Origin of the sequence: Marinobacter sp. G11 (assembly GCF_021282325.1) — a bacterium.
Classification (GTDB): Bacteria; Pseudomonadota; Gammaproteobacteria; order Pseudomonadales; family Oleiphilaceae; genus Marinobacter; species Marinobacter vinifirmus.
Genome location: NZ_JAJSPB010000107.1, coordinates 1 through 953, shown reverse-complemented (window position 1 = coordinate 953; position 953 = coordinate 1). Strand labels below are relative to the sequence as shown.

Below are 953 nucleotides of genomic sequence, written 5' to 3'. Positions count from 1 at the left end.
TAAGTGCCTGACAGCTCGACGAGACTAGCGAAGCAGGCGTTCTCGCTCATGGGTTTAGGTTGGCCGCTGGTGCGGCCAAAAAATCACTATTGTCTGTTGATTCCGAGAAGGCTCATATGTGTTAGGCTTAGATGCCACAGTTAGCCAGTGCCTGTTTGATATCTTCGCCTAATGCATATTCTCCAGTAGTTGTTGCGACTGAATTCACTCCAAATCCGATAATACGCATTTTGAGCACTTTGCCTACTTGAAGTTGGTCGACAATCTTCTCCGCTTTTTCACCCGCTGTGGCCGTGTACGGGCTTGACATTTTTTGGACATTTTCCATAGTCGCAGCCATAGATTTCTCCATCGCCTCAGCGTCAACACCTTCAATGCCTTTCATGTAAGACATATCTATCTCGTGGGAGCTTGAGGAAAAGCGCAAAGGTGTTTCAGATTGCGATATCGAGATAAAGTTATTCCCATCAATCCGTATCTGAACATCGCCAACAGGTACTTCGTAATCGTTGTGCACCCCAAAAACAACACCATCGGGACCATTCTCAATGAAGGGATAATAATGTATACCGCCTAACCCCTTGACCATTCCCTTACCAAAATCAGTTCCGTAAACTACTCTGCACGTTTTTTGATCGGTAAATTCATCTTGATAGTTTCTTGCCGACCAGTTCGTCGATGCACAAGCACTTAAAAGGACAATGAAGAGTGATAGCACCACCTGTTTCATTACGAACTCCATTTTTCTATAAGCCTAACGCCGCCAGCACGCGCGGCTTTGTAGTGGAGGCGAAGCCGCAACGAAAAAGCCGTCGCCGTGCCTGGCCTTGATACTGATTGAGCCTTCTCCCCAGCCCAGCGGTTGCCCGCTAAGCTGGAAGGCGACCAAGCACTACAAGGGAGAAGACTCATGAACTTTTACCATAGCACCCACCGCCATTATTGTGGAATCG

The 953-nt window shown here is 47.5% G+C and carries 1 protein-coding gene; it reads right to left on the bottom strand.

Features of this window, described 5'->3' with window-relative positions; all coding sequences use genetic code 11:
* Positions 1–127 precede the first annotated feature (127 nt).
* Positions 128–730, bottom strand: a complete 603-nt coding sequence (locus LWH94_RS19235) for a hypothetical protein (RefSeq protein ID WP_232903312.1) — start codon at positions 728–730, stop codon at positions 128–130.
* Positions 731–953: the final 223 nt, after the last annotated feature.

What these genes read in the sequence shown, in the direction of transcription:
- LWH94_RS19235 (WP_232903312.1), bottom strand. Translation starts at nt 730, where the DNA reads ATGAAACAGGTGGTGCTATCACTCTTCATTGTCCTTTTAAGTGCTTGT.